At 50.9% G+C, this 20640-nt stretch carries 19 protein-coding genes; 7 read left to right on the top strand and 12 right to left on the bottom strand.

From position 1 onward, the window contains the following. Positions 1–29: 29 nt before the first annotated feature. On the bottom strand, positions 30–218 hold the full coding sequence (locus tag ACQZQY_RS22570) for a hypothetical protein (RefSeq protein WP_431297250.1): 189 nt from the start codon (positions 216–218) through the stop codon (positions 30–32). A 135-nt stretch (positions 219–353) separates the two neighbouring features. Then, positions 354–767: a hypothetical protein gene (locus tag ACQZQY_RS22565; protein WP_431297249.1), complete on the bottom strand. Its 414-nt coding sequence runs from the start codon at positions 765–767 to the stop codon at positions 354–356. A gap of 240 nt (positions 768–1007) precedes the next feature. On the opposite strand from ACQZQY_RS22565, the gene ACQZQY_RS22560 reads away from it, so the two are divergent. Continuing rightward, positions 1008–1787, top strand: a complete 780-nt coding sequence (locus ACQZQY_RS22560) for a (S)-acetoin forming diacetyl reductase (RefSeq protein WP_136375502.1) — start codon at positions 1008–1010, stop codon at positions 1785–1787. 63 nt (positions 1788–1850) lie between these two features. Here ACQZQY_RS22560 and ACQZQY_RS22555 read toward each other — a convergent pair whose 3' ends face one another. From ACQZQY_RS22555 to ACQZQY_RS22540, 4 genes are all read right to left on the bottom strand, one after another. Then, positions 1851–2717 (bottom strand): helix-turn-helix domain-containing protein, encoded by an 867-nt coding sequence (locus tag ACQZQY_RS22555; RefSeq protein ID WP_056773814.1) that lies wholly within the window; start codon positions 2715–2717, stop codon positions 1851–1853. A 34-nt stretch (positions 2718–2751) separates the two neighbouring features. After that, entirely contained in the window at positions 2752–3087 is a 336-nt protein-coding gene (locus tag ACQZQY_RS22550; RefSeq protein ID WP_056773809.1) for an SMR family transporter, read from the bottom strand. Beyond that, positions 3080–3682, bottom strand: a complete 603-nt coding sequence (locus ACQZQY_RS22545) for a TetR family transcriptional regulator (protein ID WP_414072144.1) — start codon at positions 3680–3682, stop codon at positions 3080–3082. Before ACQZQY_RS22545 ends, ACQZQY_RS22550 begins: the two co-directional genes overlap by 8 nt. 183 nt (positions 3683–3865) lie before the next feature. Further along, positions 3866–5464, bottom strand: coding sequence for a tannase/feruloyl esterase family alpha/beta hydrolase (locus tag ACQZQY_RS22540; RefSeq protein WP_431297248.1), 1599 nt, complete (start codon positions 5462–5464; stop codon positions 3866–3868). A gap of 337 nt (positions 5465–5801) precedes the next feature. Between ACQZQY_RS22540 and ACQZQY_RS22535 the strand changes: the two genes are divergently transcribed. Then, complete coding sequence (locus ACQZQY_RS22535; RefSeq protein ID WP_072158075.1) at positions 5802–5969, top strand: YhfL family protein; 168 nt, start codon at positions 5802–5804, stop codon at positions 5967–5969. Between the two features lie 300 nt (positions 5970–6269). Here ACQZQY_RS22535 and ACQZQY_RS22530 read toward each other — a convergent pair whose 3' ends face one another. The 4 genes from ACQZQY_RS22530 to ACQZQY_RS22515 all read right to left on the bottom strand — a co-directional run bounded on the left by ACQZQY_RS22530 (position 6270) and on the right by ACQZQY_RS22515 (position 11477). Next, positions 6270–6851, bottom strand: coding sequence for a TetR/AcrR family transcriptional regulator (locus ACQZQY_RS22530; protein ID WP_431297247.1), 582 nt, complete (start codon positions 6849–6851; stop codon positions 6270–6272). Positions 6852–6953: 102 nt separating this feature from the next. Beyond that, entirely contained in the window at positions 6954–7817 is an 864-nt protein-coding gene (locus tag ACQZQY_RS22525; protein ID WP_431297246.1) for an arginase family protein, read from the bottom strand. Between the two features lie 253 nt (positions 7818–8070). Next, positions 8071–10212, bottom strand: a complete 2142-nt coding sequence (ovoA, locus tag ACQZQY_RS22520; protein WP_431297509.1) for a 5-histidylcysteine sulfoxide synthase — start codon at positions 10210–10212, stop codon at positions 8071–8073. Positions 10213–10358: 146 nt separating this feature from the next. After that, positions 10359–11477, bottom strand: a complete 1119-nt coding sequence (locus tag ACQZQY_RS22515; protein WP_431297245.1) for a tyrosine-type recombinase/integrase — start codon at positions 11475–11477, stop codon at positions 10359–10361. A gap of 310 nt (positions 11478–11787) precedes the next feature. Between ACQZQY_RS22515 and ACQZQY_RS22510 the strand changes: the two genes are divergently transcribed. Then, positions 11788–13335 carry a methyl-accepting chemotaxis protein gene (locus tag ACQZQY_RS22510; RefSeq protein ID WP_431297244.1) on the top strand — a complete coding sequence of 516 codons (1548 nt, stop codon included), beginning with the start codon at positions 11788–11790 and terminating at the stop codon, positions 13333–13335. A 45-nt stretch (positions 13336–13380) separates the two neighbouring features. Here the strand turns inward: ACQZQY_RS22510 and ACQZQY_RS22505 are convergent, their stop codons facing one another. Continuing rightward, positions 13381–13890, bottom strand: coding sequence for an RrF2 family transcriptional regulator (locus ACQZQY_RS22505; RefSeq protein ID WP_056773785.1), 510 nt, complete (start codon positions 13888–13890; stop codon positions 13381–13383). 230 nt (positions 13891–14120) lie between these two features. On the opposite strand from ACQZQY_RS22505, the gene ACQZQY_RS22500 reads away from it, so the two are divergent. After that, positions 14121–15323, top strand: a complete 1203-nt coding sequence (locus ACQZQY_RS22500; RefSeq protein ID WP_431297243.1) for an NAD(P)/FAD-dependent oxidoreductase — start codon at positions 14121–14123, stop codon at positions 15321–15323. A gap of 56 nt (positions 15324–15379) precedes the next feature. Here the strand turns inward: ACQZQY_RS22500 and ACQZQY_RS22495 are convergent, their stop codons facing one another. Continuing rightward, positions 15380–16927: a methyl-accepting chemotaxis protein gene (locus ACQZQY_RS22495; protein ID WP_431297242.1), complete on the bottom strand. Its 1548-nt coding sequence runs from the start codon at positions 16925–16927 to the stop codon at positions 15380–15382. 872 nt (positions 16928–17799) lie between these two features. Between ACQZQY_RS22495 and tssB the strand changes: the two genes are divergently transcribed. From tssB to tssK, 3 genes are all read left to right on the top strand, one after another. Next, the gene (gene tssB / locus ACQZQY_RS22490) at positions 17800–18294 is read left to right on the top strand and encodes a type VI secretion system contractile sheath small subunit (protein ID WP_056773775.1); all 495 of its coding nucleotides are present in this window, start codon (positions 17800–17802) and stop codon (positions 18292–18294) included. Positions 18295–18325: 31 nt separating this feature from the next. Then, complete coding sequence (gene tssC / locus ACQZQY_RS22485; RefSeq protein WP_431297241.1) at positions 18326–19879, top strand: type VI secretion system contractile sheath large subunit; 1554 nt, start codon at positions 18326–18328, stop codon at positions 19877–19879. Positions 19880–19894: 15 nt separating this feature from the next. Then, on the top strand, positions 19895–20640 hold a 746-nt coding region (tssK, locus tag ACQZQY_RS22480), incomplete at its 3' end, for a type VI secretion system baseplate subunit TssK (protein WP_431297240.1).

The following is a 20640-nucleotide window of genomic DNA, read 5'->3' as shown; positions in this document are numbered from 1 at the left end:
AACTGATGCGCATTAAACGGGTATACCGGTCAGGAGCGGCGAAACCACGCCGGGTCACTGTTCCCCACATCAATGCCATACAGACACCCGGTCGCCAGAAAACTTTCCAGCAAACGCGTTGTATCCTGCGTTTTATCTTCTGTGTGCGCGCTCACCTTGCGGCGAGTCAGGCGTTGCCAGAATGAGCGTGGCGCAGCAGCTGGTGCAATCGTTGACATACGGGCCTCCGGGTATTCACTGTAAGTTCATCACTGATCAGCGCAGACATTGTCTTTCGCTGGAATGACGTCAGTTAACCGTTTCTGCGCCCTGAACTGAACCAACCATTTTTGCTTTGCAAAGCGATAAATCGACTAAGCCGCGCCCGGCCAGATACCTTCACAGAATAATTTTGCACAGGCGACGCTGTATTGGTGGCGTAACGCCGGATCACCGCTGTTCTGTGCCAGTTGTACCAGCATGCCGGTAAAACACTGACCGAGCAGTGTCGCAGGGATATCGTCACGAAACAGGCCATGCTGCTGACTGTGTGCCAGATTTTCAGCGATCAGTTGTGACAGTAGCGCCTGGGTCCCGGCGCTGTGCGGTGGCAGGAGAAAAGCGCGCTGCGTGAGGCTGGCATCTTCAGCCAGAAAATTAAGCAGTTTGCGAAAACTCAGTGCCATGCGATCCAATACCTGATTTTCAGCAACCTGCGGTGAAATTTGTAATGAGCGCGTCAGCGTGGTGAGACGCTCGTGAAACAGAGTGAGGCTGTTATCGGTCATGGTGTTGCCCTGTTTATTCCTATTAATCCCCTATTCTACCCGAGTGCGGCCTTGTTTCGCGGCCAATCTGTACCTTCCTACTTATTCGAATCGATACAGTTAGTGACGGTGGTTAACAATTGCACATGCCGTCTCAGGGGCGTAAACCAGTAAGCAGCTCACGTAACGGTACGGAGACGGTATTTCCGTGCGTTGCGCGCAGCACCTGAAGAAGATACCGAATACATAGAGGATGGTTGTATGTCTAAAAATGGAAAAGTGGCTTTAGTGACAGGTGGCGGTCAGGGGATTGGCCGTGCAATTGCCCTGCGTCTTGCCAAAGATGGTTTTGCCGTGGCTGTTGTGGATTTTAATCATGAAACGGCGAAGAAAGTGGCTGAAGAAATTAATCATGCTGGCGGCAAGGCCATTGCCCAGCTGGCCGATGTGTCAGACCGCGATCAGGTGTTTGCTGCGGTCGAAGCCGCCACCACGCAACTCGGTGGTTTTGATGTCATCGTCAATAACGCCGGTATTGCGCCAACCACGCTGATTGAAGACATCACCCCTGAGATTGTCGATAAAGTCTATAACATCAACGTAAAAGGCGTTATCTGGGGCATTCAGGCGGCGATCAAAGCTTTTAAATCGCAGGGACACGGCGGGAAAATTATTAATGCCTGTTCTCAGGCCGGGCATGTCGGTAACCCGGAGCTGGCGATTTACAGCTCAAGTAAATTCGCGGTCCGCGGCCTGACTCAGACGGCTGCACGCGATTTAGCGCCGCTGGGCATCACCGTGAACGCGTATTGCCCGGGGATTGTGAAAACGCCTATGTGGGAAGAGATTGACCGACAGGTGTCTGCAGCAGCAGGCAAGCCGGTGGGTTATGGTACCCAGGAGTTTGCGAAAAACATTACCCTGAAACGCCTCTCAGAACCGGAAGATGTCGCTGGCTGCGTCTCTTACCTTGCAGGCCCGGATTCTGATTATATGACCGGTCAGTCATTGTTAATCGACGGCGGCATGGTCTTTAACTGAGTGCGTGTGCGTCAATCAGGCCTCTCATAATGAGAGGCTTTTTTTATGCCTGACGGTTAACCGTCAGGCGTTCGCCAGCGGTATGTAATACTCGCAGGTCACGCCGTTAAGTGCGGATTCCCGTGAGTATTTTTCGAGATCGGGCTGCATGATAAATTCCAGGCCGAGGGTGGGTAAAAATACCGAGTACATGTAGAGAATGAAATCATTCAGGCGGCTGAGATCATAAGGGTAATTGATCTTCAGATAACGACTGGCGGGCACAAAAATGTCGTGACTGGCACCGATCCTGACTTCATGGGCCACGGTATATTCCATCTGTAACGCATTCGCCACTTCATCGTGAGTATCAGGGCGGCAATCAGACAGCCCCCACACCGGCGCGAGCAATGATTCCGGGGTGGCCAGATAACGCAGCAGTTCAGCCCGGTGAACGTGGTTTTTACTGTTGAAAAGCGCTTCGATCGGATAAGAATGCGTGGTGGTTTCGCCTTCAAAGGCCATTTCCGGCAACTCAACAATTTCGTATTCCGGCTGTGGAAATTCGTCAACGGTCAATGGTGCGGTGATGCCATTCATGGTCCATGAGGCGTTGCGACGGTACATTCCCGGCGTTTCTGCAAAGTTCTTTTTGAATGAGCGGGTAAACGTCTGCTGCGAATCATAAGAATAATACAGTGAGATATCGAGGATCGGCATATTGGTCAGACGCAAAGCAATCGCCGCCATCGTCAGACGACGGTCACGGATGTATTTGCCCAGCGCGTGGCCCGTTTTGCTTTTAAATAATCGCTGTAGATACCACGGAGAATAGCCGGTTTTTTTCGAGGCTTTTTCCATCGTCAGACGATCACTTAAGTTGACTTCGATCCAGTAGAGAAGCTCTTTGATCAAGTCGTCATGAAAATCAGGTTTTTGTTCGCTCTGCAAGATGGACTCCCGGTGCTGCTATAACGTCGCGCGCTTAGTGCGCAACAGATTTTGAAAACACGTTCACAACGATCACGCCGGCGATGATAAGTCCGAGGCCAATGACGGCGGGCGTATCAAGCTTTTGACCGTAACCAAACCACCCTATCGCTGAGACAAGAACGATACCGACACCGGACCAGATGGCGTAAGCAATCCCGGTGGGCAGCGTTTTCAGCGTCAGCGACAGCAAAAATATCGCAATGGTGTAACCCAGTAATGTGACCACACTGGGCCATAAACGGGTAAACCCTTCCGAGCTCTTCAGGCTGCTGGTGGCGATGACTTCGGCCACAATGGCGAGTCCGAGGATCAGGTAGGTTTTAAACATCAGAAGTTTCCTTGCGGTAAAGCTCGTTTTGGATGGCGCGGTTAAGGTTGTATTCGGCGCAGACGCTGGTCAGCCCGAGAGATTCAAGACGCGACATGGCATCCATGCTGCTGCTCAGGCCAATCAGGCGCCAGGCAATGTGCGCGGCGGACTCCCCTGCGATAAATTCGCGGGTATCCCTGCCGTATTCAATGGCCGATGAAACCAACTGATGCCAGTCGGCAACAGACGCCGCAAAAGCGGATTTCATCAGCGGTTCCTGTTCAGTCAGCAGCATTGCCTCGTGCCACAACGGGATCGCCATCAGCGATTCCTGATCCTGCGGGCTTATCAGAAACAGTGTTAAACGTTCACGCGCACTCAGGGACTGACAATCATTATCCAGTTGCTCCTTGAGGATCTTCATTACCCGCGCATACGCCTGGGCACGCAATTCAGCTGCGCTGGAAAAATGATGGTGAACCTGCCCGACCGCAACGCCGGCTACCTGAGCGACACGCCGGACGGTGGTCGCCGCCAGACCTTCCTGACGTGCGATGCATGCGGCAGCTTCCAGAAGCGAGGCGCGACGTTCTTTTTTACACAGATAAGCCAACGAAGGATCCAAAATGAGGGACGGACAGCGGACGATAATGCCAAGACTTGAACGGATGTTCAAGTTTTTTGAGAACGTTCATTCACATAGGGATATATACAGTTAATAATACGAAAATAACTTGCAATCGAATTGAAAAAGGTACCCGCCAGACTTAACAGGCCGATCGATTATTAAATCAAATTATTCACTTGCGCACACAAAACTGCTCGCCGCGTGTGTATCACCCTGACCTTTATACTTCGGAAACAACGGATAATCACAAAGCGGCATTTCTCGCCCGGCAGTGCCTTTATTGGTGTCGATCATGACTTGCTGACCGGGGTCAATTCCGTGATCTACCCATTTATCCAGCGTGCCCAGAGAATCCCAGCTGACACGAAACGCCCCGCTGCTGTGGGTGAATCCCGGCGCCAGATACAGGCGGGCAAACTGACGCACGGTTTTTTCACCAAACTGCGCCTGAAGTTTCTCGTAATACGCCACGGTATTTCCCGGCGGTACGGCCATATCAGCAGTGCCGTGCATCAGCAGGAGTTTGCCCCCGTGCTGCACAAATGCGCGGATATCCGCTTCATTGTTATCGACCTGCGAAGCCAGTTCCTGCAGACGCTGCTTATGGGCTGCCGGGTCGAAAGTCAGCGAATCGTATTGCGGCGAGCGCATCACTTCATAACGCACCGCCTGATCGCCCATCATGTAGGGAAAGGAGATGATCAGATTTGAGGCTTCAGGTTTGGGTTTATCTGCACCAGAACCAAACACGCTGACAATGGACGGCGCATCAGCGCCCTGCAATATCGGCCACGGCGCAAAACTGTCGCCCGAAGGCAAACTGACCCCGAGTGACACCGGCTTACTCAGCATGTGTACCATCGTAATTTGGGTGTCGGACAGGCAACCCGCGCCCTCATCTTTACCGTCTTTGCAACGCAGATGCGCAAGTTTGAAGGTAGCATCGCAGGCTTTGATATTGGCAACCACGCCATCGGCCAGACCGTCAAGCTTGTCACACGCGCCATTGACCGCGTTGGCGATCAGGGCTGACTTCGCGGGAGATATCCACGCGCCCGGTGTGTTGTAAATGGCCTGACCAATGCGGATGCCCGCCATATGTAATTCGACCACGTTGTAAACCGGGTGGATGGCGATGGCACCATCGTAGTCAAGGGGAAAGCGCTGAATGGCGGCCAGCGCTTCATGACCGCCCTGCGAGTTGCCCTGAAAATACATCCGCGAAGGTTTACGTCCGTAAGCTTGCTGAATCAGCGCAACTGCCACATCGTGAGTTTTCTTTATTTGCGCACCGGCGAAGTTTTGCCAGGCTTCATCATTAAGAGTAAATGAGGCATCAGACACGCCGCCCTGATGTCCGGAATCACTTCCAAACGTTGCGTAGCCCTGCTTTAACGCGCCGGGTGTGGCCGCCGGAGCCAGACGCGCTGTATCTGCGCCTTTTACAGAACCATCGAAACCGCCACCGCCAAGTTGCAACGCTTTACCATTCCACATGAGCGGTAAATACAGCTGAAATTCAATATCGGGGGATTTCAGATCTACAGGTTTAATCTGCCCTTCCAGCTTACAGTGCGGTTCATTCGGCTGCCCGGCCATCGCCACGGCGGTGATCACTGCACCGCGCGTAGGCAGCCCGATACTGGCAGCATCAATGCGGGCGGTTTTCAGGCCTATGCACTGTGCCTGAGTCAATTGCTTTTGCGGTGCTGCGAGTACAGCAGTGCTGATCACCAATAACAAACCCGTAAGGAGGGACGCTTTCATCAGGCTGTGTTCATTCCGTCAAATGAGTTGCCGCAGTGTGTCATTAAAAAGGGAACGAAAAAAGCGCTGCCTGACCGCTTTCGTGACCTTTTTGAATAAGTTTTGCTCGTTAATATATGTCTTTTCTATGTGTTTATAATGACCATATAGGTCATGAATATTTATAAATGATATATATCTTGAATGATTTACTTAGCGAAATTATTAATAAAAATAAAATTTAGAAATAATAACTTTTAATTTGTTTACGTGCTGTATGTCAGAGTATATTGCTGCAGGCATTTGATAGCAGATGCCCACTAAGTGCTACTAACATAATATTTTAAAAGGATTTTTCATGAAAAACGTAATTAAAGTTGTACTTCTTGGTGCGGTTATTTCCACCCTTTCAGGTTGCACAGGCAGCGTGTCTAACAAAGATAAAAACTGCAGCTATGATTATTTACTGACACCAAGCCTGTCTATTTCCAAATGGATTGGTGGTTGCGGCCCGACTGATAAATAAGTCAATAATCACGCCACTCGCGTGATGGTCCGGCATTCATCATACCCGGATCTTTATACAGGGAGAGTGATCTCCCTTTTTAAAAACCCATTTTTAGTTACAACATTCTAATGGTTTGACTTTAAAACCAACGGAGTAAAACTTTAGCACTTGCATCTTTTGAGTCTGTCAGGAAGGAAAAAAGGTAAACTTTTTCTGCAGGTGACCAGATGTAAACAGAACGGGCATGTTTAACGCCTTCCATCTTAAAAGGCGCTGTAACATCTGTGTCAGGCATATGGGCCACCCGGAGAGTGGCTATCAGGATACTTTACAAAGTATTTTAGCCATGAGGTCCCTGAATGCAGGCACATCCCGGCTGAATGAGAAATCGGGATTGATTGCCTTGCGGGCTATCAGGCCGTCGATAAACGCAAACAAAATGATTGTGACTTCTTCGGGATTAAGCTCACACGGAAACTCACCTGCCCCTATCCCCTTCTCAATAATTCCCGCGATACCCTGACGCATGATTTTGTCGCTGGAAACGAACGTTTTCTGCAAATGCGGGTTCCTGGCAGACTCGGCCATTATTTCAACCCAAAGACGATGAGTTACCGGGTAACCCACATCGCTGATACAGGAGGCCACCTGTATGCAAAGTCGATCGAAATGCGAACCGGTGTAGGGCTCATCATGCATCATCAGGGCAGAATTCTGCTCTTCGAGAACAATAGCGCGTATGAGCTCATCCTTGCTTTTGAAATAGGTGTACATAGCCCCCTGACTAATACCGGCGCACGTGGAGATTTCACGCACGCTGGTTGCGCTGAATCCTTTATTAGCAAAACAGGCGGCGGCAGCAGTAATGAGCTTATGGTAGGTTGCAGTGTCCTTTAACATAGCGGCCTTCAATAGTGAATTAAGAGCGGCACTTTAACGTGCTTTTATGCTACAGACCAGAGTCACTGCGGGTCAGGCCGCTATCCATGCCGATGGAAAAGTTTATTTCAAAAGGGGCAGCTCGCTGAGCAAATGCTTAAGGTTGACCATGTCCCAGGGCATGTGTTCCGCGATGGTGAGGCCGACAGCCTCGGCTTGCGAAGTGGCCTGATTAATTAACGTAATCACATCCTGAATGGTCAGTTTCCCTTCTGCAGCATCACCAAAATCATGCTCACCTCGGCCGGGTTTTGCGAACAGAACCGAGCGGAACAGTGCCGGATCCAGTACGTCAAGATCAAGGTGGATGGCCAGATATTCGATTTTCTCTTTTGCAATCCACTCCATAACCTCAGCAGCTCCGGTTTTGACCTGCTGCGGGCCGCAGGTTGCCACCTTATGGCTGGCAAGGTAGTCACGCTCATAATCCAGCGGGTCATGAATGCCGGCGATCATGATTTTCGACGGGGATAATTTGTGCCGAACATGACCGACTAAATCTTTGTCCCCGGTGCCTGTCAATGCCCCCAAGACATGCGCATGGGCATTTGAATACTGCTCTGCCGTTTGCACGTCGGGATGAGCGTCAACCCAGAGCACACCGAGTTTTTCACCGTATTTATTCAGCAGGTGCGCAAAAGGTGCGAGAGAAACCAGGCAGTCTCCGCCTAAAACAACAATGGCCCCAGGGTCGTGCTTTTCAATCAGGGCCGCTGCATCGCCAAGTTGCCTGAGGAGCTGAGGTTTGGCGGTTATACCGTCCACCTCTTTCAGCGGTTCAGCACCCGGTAAAGCGACAGGAACTGTTTCGACCGGTCCTTTCGCTTCCGGCGAAAGAAAGGAGAGCAGAAGGGAGCCAAGGTGATAAGGAGGGTTGTTTCCGCCCTGCCACTGGGGGAAAGAGAGCCGTAAAGTCTTTTTGTTCATATCTCACCTGCTGTTGGTTTTCACTAAATCTGCCGTTATTAAACGGTTCGGTCTTTCTTACGAAATGTACCCGTGCCGTCGGCAAATCACAAAATGAATGATCGTTCATTCATTTTGAATGACCCATGGCTCTGATGCAAGCGGAGAGTCTGATATGTCTGCCTGAATGGACATAAGCGACTGGAAGAAAGTGCAGACGAAAAAAAACGGCCATCATGATAATGGCCGTTTCAAGAGTCAGTTCGCGAAACGTTTAGCGTTTACGCCAGATCGTTAATTCTGCGACGGTATGCTGGAATTTTCGTGCGGTTTCGCGGATCACGAAGGGCACATCCTGCGGACCCTGCACTTCCTCAAATTCACTGGCTAAGAGACGTCGCAATGCCTGATGAGTGGTCACTGCCTCACCGTTTTCGCGGAATCCACCCAACCAGTTTTGCTTCGGCGTGTATTCTTCCATCCAGGTGTAAGGTGATGACAGCATCAGTAACCCGCCGGAGCGGATCATCGGCGCTATATCTTTCAGAAAACTTGCCGGTTCACGCAGACGATCCAGAAGATTGGCTGCAAGCACCAAATCATACAATTCAGCCTGCGGTTTAAGATTACAGGCATCCCCCTGAACGAAACTCACCCGCTCCGTTTGTTCGGCACTGATTTCTGCCTCACTGAGTGCGGCCTGACAATAATCGACCAGCTCCCCCTCTTCCGGGATCACATACCGGCAGGCTTCTCCACGGGCCAGTGCCAAAGCCACATCGATAAAGCGCGCGGAATAATCCATCCCAACAACGGTATCGAAATGACGGGCCAGCTCGAAACTCGCACGTCCTGTCGCACAACCTATATCCAGTGCCCTGCTGCGCCCTGATACATGTTTTACGGCAATATCCACCAGTTGAGTGGCGTAATTTGGAACATCAAAATGACGCGGCCCGTACTGGAAATCCAGATATTGCGCGACCAGTCCGTCCGTCTCATACGGATTTACTGTCTGCACATCCTGATGACTGGACACCACATATCGGAAACCGGCATGCTGGAAAAAGTGACGGCGGAAGGCGTAACGTGCAGATTTCAGCGCTTCATTGCCCGTAGAAATCCAGCTGCCGCCTTTAATCATCGAATGCTTGCCATCAAAAGTTGGCGTCGAGAAATCATCATATAAAGGGTGCACGCGGAAACCGTTATAACCGCCGATTGGCGTGGATGACCATTGCCAGACATTGCCGATCACATCGTAAAAATCACCCTGCGCGAAGTGATCCACCGGACAAGATGAGGCCCAGTATTCCAGATTGATATTACCCGGCGCCCTGTCCCAGTCAGGCTGATCGCCCTGCACCTGTTCACGCAAAATCATCCACTCTGCCTCGGTCGGCAACTGTACCGATTCACCGGTCTGCGCTGCCTTCCAGCGACAAAAAGCAGCCGCTTCAAGCTGATTAACTTCCGCTGGCCAGTCCCACGGCATCGGAATTTCTTCTGCCATCAGGCGCAGTTTCAATTGGTCAGGTTCACGAGGCGAACCGACCCAAAACGTCGGCATTTCTGCTTGAGTAAAGTCACGCCAGCCGGCACCTTCGTCATCCCACCACTGGGTATCGCGATAACCACCGGCCTGCATAAAGGTATAAAATTCCGCGTTACTGACCAGCATCTTACTGGCGCTAAATGCCTGAATGTTATGCTCTGACGTGCCGTATTCATTATCCCAGCCGTAAGTATCGTCTTGCTTACCCAGCGTGACAACGTCACCTTTAACGGCCACCATGTCATTTTCGGGGACGGTTTTACGATCCGCACGTGCTTCCTGACAGGCAGGCCAGTGTGGCTGGGGAGTCACCCACTCCACCGGTAACTGACGGATCAGCACGCTGGAGGTTTCAAGATGAATACGCTCATGCTCGATGCCCATCAGGATCACCCAGGCCGGGCTGTTCCAGTCCACAGGCAACGTCAGCGGCATTGTGTCGATGATGCCCAGCACTTCTTCACGCACGCGATGGCGGTATTCACGCAAATTTGCGACGGAAGGCCAGTTGTAGTTTTGATCGTCGAGATCGTCCCAGCTCATCTCATCGACGCCGATTGCCAGCATCGATTCAATTTGCGAATCGATGCGCTGCGGGAGTTGCCCCGCCGCCATCAGCTTATTGATGAAAAACGTCGCCGTGTGACCGAAATAGAAAATCAGCGGATGACGCAGGGAAATCGCTTTGTTGTGATACGCCCGTTCATCCGACAGGCAGTCAAACAGGCTTTCATACAGTTCCCAGGTCTGAATAAAGTATTCACGAATTTCCTGACGTTTTTCCTCTGCAGTGCCATGACTCAGCAGCAGAGTTTTTGTCGCTTCTGGCAGCCCGACAGCGCGCGAGTGTTGTGGATGCATCATTTATTCCTCAGTCTTCTGGCATTGCCAAATCAATACACAAGTGTAGCAGCTCATTTCCGCTGCCTTTTCCCAACGCATCCCTGACGGGTTTATCGTTATATCCATCTGCAAAATATAAAAAACCTCAATGCGGCTAAAAGCGCTTAATTCTCCATATAAAGCAGCGATATTTGAGGAATCTGCAAGAATTCGCCATCAAATTTGTGCCGCAATGATAAGTAATCCGGGGCATTAATAATGTCATGAATATTGTCAGAAAATGCGTCGAGCGCCTGCTTCATCTGGGGTAAATAATCATGCGTATCATAAACACGGTCGATACCTTCCAGTGAGTGGTTCATGATTTTACGGGCGACGTCATTAGAAACATCCAGAGCCGATAATTTTGAACGTGCCGTTCGGCGCAAATCTCGGGTGGTAAAGGGGGCAATTCCAAGCCCCCTTTCCGCACGCATCATCCGGCGAATAACCTGCGTAATCGCGCCCCGCGACAGCGGTTTGCCTGGATCCTTCGGCGAAGGCACCAGCCACGGGCTGTTTTTTGGACTGGCGGCGATCAGCGCATTGATGCAAACAAGCATCAGTGGCGTCAGCGGCAGGCTGTGATCGCGTGCTGACTTATTACGCTTGCCCTGCCGCCAGACACTGATGCGCAGATTGAATTCATCTTTGCGCGCCCGCACCACTTCATCCGGACGGCGCGCAGTCAGCAGACATAATCGCAACGCCCAGCGGCATTGTTCTGAAATATCCCACAAATCAAGACCATGCCAGAATATCCAGATTTCCGCATCGGTCAGCGTACGTTCGCGCGGCGGCGTATTACGCCCACCGACATCACGTCTTTTCATGGCGCCGAGCGGAGAATGAGGAAGATAACCCTGTATTTCTGCCCAGCTGAAAAATTGCTTACACAACGCAAAAACCCTTTTCGCTTCCGAAATTTTTCCCTCGGCCAGCAATACGTTAAATAAACGGTTAAGGCGCAGGCGGGTAATCTTGTTCAACGGAACGTCGCCGATCACCGGCAAAACGTGTTTCATTATGGAGGAAACCGCAATTTCAGGCCGACGACGTGTCAGGATCAGCGAAAGCCGGATCCACACGTTGATCACCTGCCCGACCGTGGCATTCCCCTCTTCATCAAAATCGTCCAGTTTTGCCAGCGGCGTTGCTTTTATCTGTTGCAGATAGACCAGCACGTGACGCCCTACATTTTCAGCAGCAAAGTCGGTTTCGGTTTCAGATATCTGCTCAGTCATCAGCTAAATTTCACAACAAAGAACGCGGGCGGCAGTTATAACAAGCCTGAAGATCATAGGCAAAAGGTTTATGACTCCAGACCTATTAAGTCTGGAGTCACAATGGCAGCGAAGTGTGAAAAATAAGAGACTTAGCTGAGGGTTTATGAAGTGCTGATCTGACGCGTTTATGAACAAACAGGGGCGTGCAGGGACATTTATTTGAACATCCGAAAGTGATCCCTAAAGAAAATTTTTTTCATGCCGACATACTAAGTGTTAAGGAACTTAATCTAAATTCAACCGCAGCCTGACCAGGGAATATGTCACTATGCGCAATAACCAGCCTGTCACTCAGCAGGAATATCAGTACCCGGACTACGCCACCTTGATGTCCACGACCGATGTAAACAGTCACATTACCTACGCTAACGATGCTTTTATCGAAGTGAGCGGTTTTGCCAGCGAAGACATTATCGGCCACCCGCACAATATTGTCCGCCATCCCGATATGCCTCCTCAGGCCTTTAAAGATATGTGGGCCACATTGCAGCAAGGTTTCTCGTGGACAGCGCTGGTCAAAAACCGCCGACGCAACGGCGATCACTATTGGGTTCGCGCTAACGTGGTACCGATCATTCGCGGCGGCAAAACGCGGGGTTATCTTTCCGTACGAACGAAACCGACCGCGACAGAAATTACTGAGACGCAGTTGCTGTACGATAAAATCAATCGCGGCGAACTGAACAACCGGCGTCTTCACAAAGGCTTGCTGATCCGAACGGGTCTTACCCGCGGACTTTCTGTGTTGAAAACTCTTTCCGTCCGCTGGCGGATCCGTAGCGGATTATTCGCTGTGTTGCTGGCGGGTACCCTGCTTATGTCAACGCTCTTTGCCTTACCTTCAATGCAAATGATTTCCGCACTGGTGGGGAACGCCGTGCTGATATTTTTCCTTGGCCTTTGGCTTGAGTGGCAGATCACCCGTCCGCTCGAACAGTTGTGCAAACAGACATTACAGGTGGCGAGCGGCGCCAGCCACACCATCACGCCGATGGCGCGGACGGATGAAATTGGTATGACGCTGCGTTCGGTCGGGCAGCTTGGATTGATCTGCCGCTGGATGGTCGATGATGTACACAGCCAGGCGCAGAAAGTAAAACAGGCCAGCGAATCACTGGCACAGGGCAACGATTTACTTAGCCGTCGAACAGAACAGACGGCAGCCAATGTGGGGGAAACCGCTGCGGCCATGAATGAAATGAACGCGACGGTTGAAAGCAACACTCAGACGGCGGCCGAGGCAGACTCGTTATCTCTTAGCGCCAGCCAGGCGGCAGAGAAAGGCAGCCATGCCATGCAAGGTGTTGTCGGCACAATGCAGCAAATTACCGACAGTTCAAAGCAGATCGCCACTATTACATCGGTGATTGATGGCATCGCATTCCAGACCAATATTCTCGCGCTGAACGCTGCCGTTGAAGCGGCACGCGCCGGGGAACAAGGCAAAGGGTTCGCCGTGGTGGCCGGGGAAGTTCGCAGTCTTGCACAACGCAGCGCGTCAGCCGCCAGTGAAATTAAGCGGTTGATCGATGCCAGCGCCGACACGGTGATTTCGGGATCAAAACAGGTCGCTCAGGCAGGAAAGACGATGGATGATATTGTCACCCAGGTGCAAAACGTTTCTGCGTTGATTGCGCAGATCAGAACAGCAACCGGCGAACAAAATCTTGGTCTGCTGGATGTCGCCAAAGCCATCGAAGAGCTGGATCGCATCACCCATCAGAATTCAGTTCAGGTGCAGGAAGGCGCAATGGCCTCATCGGGTTTAAAGAAACAGGCGGAAAGGTTAGTGGATGCCGTGGGCGTCTTCCGCTAAACCGTTAAATACAAGGCCAGTGAAACAGGCACTGGCCGGGTTCATCTACTGTGAGCGGCGCCGTTCAGCAATCCAATCCTGCACTTCAATGGCAAAAGTGTCCGGCGCCTTGCGAAATGTTTTTCTCGCCAGATCTAAAATGCTGTGGCGGGCTAACTCTTCTTCCATACGTTGTTGCGCGCTGTCCATCACCGCGCGGATCCCGCAAGGCCCTTCGCACGCCCAGGCCGGCGGACTTTCTTCAAAAACAGCCAGCCGTTGTCTGATCTCTTTGCATTCAAAAATCCCTTTCTCCCCATCGATGGCCTGAACCACATCCAGCATGGTGATCAGTGCCGCGGAGCGTGCCAGACGGAAACCGCCGCCCTTCCCCTCACTGCTCACTACCAGTCCCCCGCGCGAAAGACGGGTGAAGATTTTCGCCAGATAATCATAGGGAACGCCCTGCAACTCTGCCATTTCGCGGACATTCATTTCACGATCGTCGCCTCTGATATCGACCATGCACACCAGACTATGAATGCCATATTCCACGCCAGAACTGTAAAACGCCATGATGAACTCCGTTAAACTTGATCTGAGTCATTATACAGAGATTGTCCGCACCTGAAAGACGCGCTTTTGAGCCTGTAATTCCCTTTGACGATTTTACAATTAATCAATCAGTTGAATATCCTCTTTTATCCTTACCCTTTTAACTCCGAAAAATATTGTCGCAGTTAACTACGACAAGTATAGTGGTAGTCAGATTATTAACGCGTTCTGAACATTTAAGGGTTGAACACATGAAAAAGCATATTCTGATCCTCGGTAGCGGTTTTGCAGGTATGTGGGCCGCAGTGAGTGCAGCACGGCTGGCGTATATAAATGGCGGCGATGACATCAACATCAGCGTTCTGGCACCTCATCCTGAGCTGCGTGTGCGCCCGAGATTTTATGAAAATAATGTTGCCTCTCTGGTTTCTCCGCTGGCACCGCTGTTTACAGCCCTGAACATTCACTTCATTCAGGGAAACGCAAAACGCATTGATAATAAGACAAAAAACGTATGGTATTCCGATGCGAAGGGTCAACTGGCATCGGCGAGTTATGACCGGCTGGTGCTGGCCACAGGCAGCAATGCAAGACAGGCCACTGTTCCCGGTGCCGATCAATACACGTTCAATATCGATCAGCTGGAATCGGCACTCGTTTTTGAAAAACATCTGACCGGGCTGGCAAACCAAGCGCCAACCCCGGCACGCAACACGGTGGTGGTGTGTGGCGGGGGTTTTACCGGAATCGAACTGGCGACTGAATTACCTTCCCGCCTGCGCGATCTCTTCGGCCCGAAAACCAAGACTAAAGTTATCGTAGTTGAGCGTGGTGACGTTATCGGTGGGCGTTACAGTGAAGCGCTGCGCGACGTCATTGAACAAGCCTCCAGGGAAATCGGCATCGAGTGGCGTTTACAGACAGACATCACCGCCATTGACGCAACCGGTGTGACATTGAGTGATGGAAGCCACATTGCCTCCTCAGCCGTGGTATGGACCGCCGGCGTGCAGGCCAATGCGCTGACTGAACAGTTTGCAGCGGAGCGTGACAGTGTCGGGCGTTTGTATGTCGATGATAATCTGCAAATTCGTGGTGTCTCTGATGTCTTCGCCACCGGGGATGTTGCTCATGCCGCCACCGATGATGTCGGCAATACGGCGCTGATGTCCTGTCAGCATGCGATTCAGTTAGGTAAATTTGCCGGAAATAATGTCGCGGCAAGCATCCTGGGCCTGCCGCCCATTCCTTATCGTCAGGTGAATTACGTCACCTGTCTTGATCTGGGCAGTTGGGGGGCAGTGTTTACGGAAGGCTGGGATCAAAAAGTACAATCGGTACGTGAGGAGGCGAAAAAAATCAAAATCGCCATTACAAATGAGCTGATTTACCCGCCTCGGGCAGAGCGTGATATTGCCTTTGCGGCAGCGGATCCTCTGGCTAAATTCGTCTGATAAAAACCCAAAATAAATGCTCCCGGCACTTTCGTCGCCGGGAGTTGGGTCTTACTTTATACCGCTGCTAACCTGAACGCCGAAACCGAATGCGTCAGATGATGCACCTGCTCTTCCAGCGAAGCGGCCGCCGCCGCAGACTCCTGAACCAGCGCCGCATTTTGTTGCGTCACTCCGTCAATTTCCGTCACCGCCTGTTCAATCTGGCTGATCCCACGACTTTGTTCATCCGACGCCGTCGATATATGCTCCATCAGGACATCCACCTGAGTCACCGATGTAATGATCGCACTAATGGAATCGCCGGTGCGGGAAACCTGATCTGACCCTTCTTTTATATTGGCGACAGATTCTGAAATCAGGCTTTCGATCTCCTTCGCTGCCACCGCGCTGCGCTGCGCCAGATTACGTACTTCGCTCGCCACCACGGCAAATCCACGCCCCTGCTCGCCTGCCCGTGCCGCTTCAACGGCAGCATTCAGCGCCAGTATATTGGTCTGGAAAGCGATGCTGTTAATCACACCGGTGATGTCTTCGATTTTTTTAGAGCTGCTGTTGATGCGCCCCATGGTCTGGATCACTTCCTGCGCCACTTTCTCACCGGCACGGGCATTTTTCACGGCTTCGCGGGTCAGGCTGCTGGCGCGAACGACATTTTCAGTATTCTGTTTTACCGTCGCCCCCAGTTCTTCCATGCTGGCCGCCGTTTCTGTCAGCGCTGCCGCCTGTTGTTCAGTGCGCGAGGCAAGATCGATATTCCCGGCAGTAATTTCTTGTGAAGCATGCGCTACCGTGTGGCTGGTATCGCGCACCTGACTGATAATCTGCGTCAGTGCCAGTCGCATATGTTCCATCGACTGCATCAGTTGTTCGATTTCACTGCGCGAATTCATCTTCACTGGCACCGGTGTATCCAGATATCCTTCGGCGATCTGACGGCAGTGATAACGGGAACTCAGCAACGGGTTCAGCACGTAACGTTTCATGAAGATGAGCACCGCAAGGATCACCACCAGGAATAATACGCAGAACGCGATGGTCAGCCCGATGCCAAAACTGAAGTTGTTTTGCGCTTCGCTGTTGAGGTTTTTGGCGTATTTCTCATGCAACGCCAGCACCTGATCCAGCACAATTTCATACTGGCGATCCAGTTTTATCACTGCCGGAATACGCGCTTTAAACTGCTGTTGATCGCCTAAACGGGCAGCGTCAACCAGCGGCTGAATACCATTCTGACGGTAATCAAGATAGGTGGCGCGGTAGGCCTCGGCCAGGGCTGCTTCGCCCGGCAGCTTGGGTGCACTCAGATAGGCCTGGAATGCTGCGTCCGCTTTACCGGTGGCTTCATCCACACCTTCGAGTGCCGGTTTCAACTGGCTGTTATCCCCGCTCTCGATCTGTTTCATCAGTTCCATCACCCGTACGCGAGAAGTACGGCTGTGGTTAATCGGGTCAATAATGGAAAGCACCACGCGGATTTCTTTATTCACATCATCCAGTGAATGATTACTGCGTGTCAGCAACCAGACGTTAGACATCATACTGGCGAAAAAGAGAGCAAAAAGAACAATTAAAACAAGCAGAGAAGACTTTTTTAGGGACATGTGCGGCTCTTATACATCGGATCAGGAGTCTATTTATCGGCATATCCCTGCGAATGTTTAGCCTTACACCCGTACTATCACAAATTTTTGGCAGGATGATCGATCTGCCTAACGTGGCTCAAGGGCATTAACGCCTGAATGTCGCCAGTACTCATTTTTCTTACGCGGGATAAATCTCATACTTTAACTTTTTTTTCACGTTAACGTGAAGTGACTCGCAATAAGTATTATAACTTTCATTATCAGAACGAGATACTCACCCGACTTATTCCGGCCCACTTTAAAATGGCTCTAAGATATTTCCCTCATAAAATGCAATCAAATAAAACTCTCAAATCATTTGTTATGTGAATATTCCTAATAATTACCGAGGAAAAATCTTATGAATTAAAGCTACCTGCTTAACGACCATGATTTATTTTTTCATTAATTAATGAGAATATTCCCTAACTCAAATCCCTCTTAATACGAAAACTCTTAGTTATTTTTACGCCGGGTAGAAAGGTACAATTCAGCGCAAGCCCTTGCGCTGTGGCACTTAAAGAGACTCATAAAGAAAAATCTTACTTATCAATGAAATATTCTTTCATGTATATAAGCTTAACCAGTAACATTCAGTAACACATTTTAGTTTTCAATATAAACATCAATGTTTCTAAAATACCGGCCACAGGTACTTATGTGGAATTTTTTCACATAAACTCAAAACACACTGCGGAATGTTTCTCAAAATATTTTGTCTTGATTGTGACCCTGATTTATCTCACCCCACCAGGTGCAGAAATGGATATCGTTTTATGGCAGGGTTGCCAACCTTTCATTTATTCATGAGTTCATTGGCAGCGTTTATCACTCATCAATAAGGGATAGGCATGTCTAATAGCTTTCAGGAAGAAATACCCAAGGCTCGCGTCAATATTAAACTCGATTTACATACAGGCGGCGCGCAGAAAAAAGTCGAATTACCTTTAAAATTAATGGTAATGGGTGACTACAGCAATGGTAAAGAGACGCGTCCTTTGTCAGAGCGTGAAAAAGTCAATATTAATAAAAATAACTTTAACAGTGTACTCGCTGATTTTAGCCCGTCGCTGAACCTGACCGTTGAAAACACACTGTCAGGCGATCGAAGCGAAGAAAGCATCAAGCTTAACTTCAAAGAAATGAAGGATTTCGAGCCAGAACAAGTGGCACGTCAGATCCCACAGCTTCGCGCGATGCTCGCGATGCGTAATCTTTTACGCGATCTCAAATCCAATCTGCTCGACAACGCGACCTTCCGCAAAGAGCTCGAAACCATTCTTAAAGATCCGTCTCTGAGCAATGAACTGCGCAGCGAACTGAATGCCCTGGCGCCAAAGGCCTGATTGCCTCCACTTAACGGATTAATGCGAGATAATGCTTATGTCAGTCAATAACGAAAACGCCTCTTCTTCAAACAGTCAGACGACCGTGCTCGAGAACCCGGAAGCCAGCCCTATTTATGCCTCCCTGTTCGACAAAATTAATCTTACACCGGTTTCCTCACTGGGCGACCTGAACGATTTCCAGGATACCTCAGCGCTGGCTGATGTCACTGCCGACCAGCGTGTCACTGCGGCCGTTCAGGTTTTCCTGGAACGCCTGAAGCTGTCGGGTCAGACTGTTGAACGTCTGGATAAAACGCTGCTCGATCACCACATCGCCGAACTCGACAGCCAGATCAGCCGTCAGCTGGACGAAGTCATGCATCACCCTGAATTCCAGCGCGTGGAATCCGGCTGGCGTGGCCTGAAGTTTCTGGTTGACCGCACTGATTTCCGCCAGAACGTGAAAATCGAACTGCTGGACGTGTCTAAAGATGACCTGCGTCAGGACTTCGAAGATTGTCCCGAGATCATTCAGAGCGGCCTGTACCGCCATACCTACATTCAGGAATATGACACACCAGGCGGCGAGCCAATTGGTTCCGTCATTTCTAACTACGAGTTTGACGCCTCTGCGCAAGACGTCGCGCTGCTGCGTAACATCTCTAAAGTCTCTGCTGCCGCGCACATGCCGTTCGTCGGTGCCGTCGGTCCAAAATTCTTCCTGAAAGATTCCATGGAAGAAGTTGCCGCGATTAAAGACATCGGTAACTACTTCGATCGCGCCGAATACATCAAATGGAAATCCTTCCGCGATTCCGACGATTCCCGCTATATCGGTCTGACCATGCCGCGCGTGCTGGGTCGTCTGCCGTATGGCCCGGATACCGTGCCGGTTCGCAGTTTCAACTACGTAGAAGAAGTGAAAGGCCCGGATCACGAGAAATATCTGTGGACCAACGCCGCGTTCGCCTTTGCTGCCAACATGGTGAAAAGCTTCATCAAAAACGGCTGGTGCGTACAAATCCGTGGTCCGCAGGCAGGCGGCGCAGTGACTGATCTGCCGATCCACCTGTACGACCTGGGTACCGGTAATCAGGTGAAAATTCCGTCTGAGGTGATGATCCCGGAAACCCGCGAGTTTGAGTTTGCCAACCTGGGCTTCATCCCGTTGTCTTACTACAAAAACCGCGATTACTCCTGCTTCTTCTCTGCCAACTCTGCGCAGAAACCGGCGCTGTACGACACCGCGGATGCCACTGCTAACAGCCGCATCAATGCGCGTTTGCCTTACATCTTCCTGCTGTCACGCATCGCGCATTACCTGAAGCTTATCCAGCGTGAAAACATCGGTACCACCAAAGACCGCCGTCTGCTGGAACTGGAACTGAACACCTGGGTACGTACGCTGGTCACCGAAATGACCGATCCGGGCGACGATCTGCAGGCTTCTCACCCGCTGCGTGATGCCAAAGTGACCGTTGAAGATATCGAAGACAACCCTGGCTTCTTCCGCGTGAAACTCTACGCCGTACCGCACTTCCAGGTAGAAGGCATGGACGTGAATCTGTCATTAGTTTCTCAGATGCCTAAAGCGAAAGCGTAAGAGGCCGGAGTGGTAATGAAAATTTATCGACCACTATGGAGTGAGGGGGCATTGCTGTCCCCTCAGCAGTTCCAGCAGCAGGCTTTGTGGGAAGCACATAGTAATCAATGTGTTGCCCACCTGTCCGTTGTTAATCCCTGGGGCGTAGCCACAGCTGAATTTGATGAAGGCTTGCTAAGTGTCAGACGCCTGCAAGCACTACAGCTAACCGTGCGTCTGCCTGACGGTTCTCTGATAGATACCGGGAGCAGCGATCTCCCCCCCCCTGCCCGGGATTTATCTCAGGATATTCCGGCACAAATCAATGAGCTTACGGTGATGCTGGCGATGCCGTTATTGCAGGCCAACAGCAGCAACGTACAACTCACTGACAATGCGGGGGATCGCCCGCTTCGTTATCGTCAGGAATGGGTAAATGTTCAGGATGCATTCGGTCAGGAAGAAGAGTCCATGGCTGTGGCCCGTTATGCTTTGTCTCTGCGTTTTGACACAGAACAAAACGAAGAATACCTGATCTGTCCTGTATTACGTCTGGTTCGCGACGGTCAAGGCGGCTGGAGAAATGACAGTACTTTTATTCCTCCGTTGCTGGCAATGTCCGCTCATCACGGGCTGGTCCTGGACATGGAGCAAATTCTCACACAATTGCAGGCTAAACGCCGCCGCCTGATGGGGATGCGTCGTGAGAGCAATCAGCGTATGGCCGATTTCGCCGTCGCAGATGTGTCATTGTTCTGGCTGCTTAATGCCCTCAATACGCA

The organism is Rahnella sp. PAMC25559 (assembly GCF_050632365.1).
GTDB classification, from domain to species: Bacteria; Pseudomonadota; Gammaproteobacteria; order Enterobacterales; family Enterobacteriaceae; genus Rahnella; species Rahnella rivi.
The sequence above is the reverse complement of the archived record's forward strand: the minus strand, read 5'-3'. Positions and strand labels throughout refer to the sequence as shown.